Annotated in this window: 1 protein-coding gene; it reads right to left on the bottom strand. The window is 50.7% G+C overall.

Annotated features, from left to right (window positions below):
• A partial coding sequence (locus tag R7Z47_RS25745) for a spondin domain-containing protein (RefSeq protein WP_318130879.1) occupies nt 1-602 on the bottom strand: 602 nt, incomplete at both ends.

Below are 602 nucleotides of genomic sequence, written 5' to 3'. Positions count from 1 at the left end.
AATTGTGATGGTTGCGACTGTGTTTAACCAACGATGATGACTGCTATCGAGATCACTCTTGCCACCAGCCGGATCGCTGTCACCCAAATTACCCGGATGAATGTGAACCTTGTCGTTGCTCACCGCCGTTTCTACGCCAGTACCACCGCTACCGAAGGTAATAAAAGGAGGATTAGGAATGCTGGACGCTAACTCATCGTTCGCTTCAGTGCCCGCGTCGTAACTGTTCAAGGTCGCTTTGTAAGTGCCCGCTTCGGTTGGAATTTTCCAACTGTCTAAACCGACAAAACCATCATTGGTTGGCAATAACATCGCGCTAAGTGAGAGGTAACCGTAATCGCCACTATCCAAAGTCAACGTGGTCGCAGCGCCCGGATTGAGAATACCGCCCGCAGGGTTTTCTACGACTGCGCCGCCTGCGTTGCCAATCACGGTCGATAATCCAGAAATATCCCCACCTTCAGCCATCGCTTCAAGCTCTGCTGTGGCGGATTCTCCGACTTTAAACATATGTAGATCTGAGCCATGCGCCGCGACGATAAGCGGTGTAAAGTAAATGCCTTTGGTTGCGTTGGTAACCGTAATTTCTAGTTCCGCCGCTT

The organism is Vibrio sp. 1641, from assembly GCF_033339995.1.
Classification (GTDB): domain Bacteria; phylum Pseudomonadota; class Gammaproteobacteria; order Enterobacterales; family Vibrionaceae; genus Vibrio; species Vibrio alginolyticus.
The sequence above is the reverse complement of the archived record's forward strand: the minus strand, read 5'-3'. Positions and strand labels throughout refer to the sequence as shown.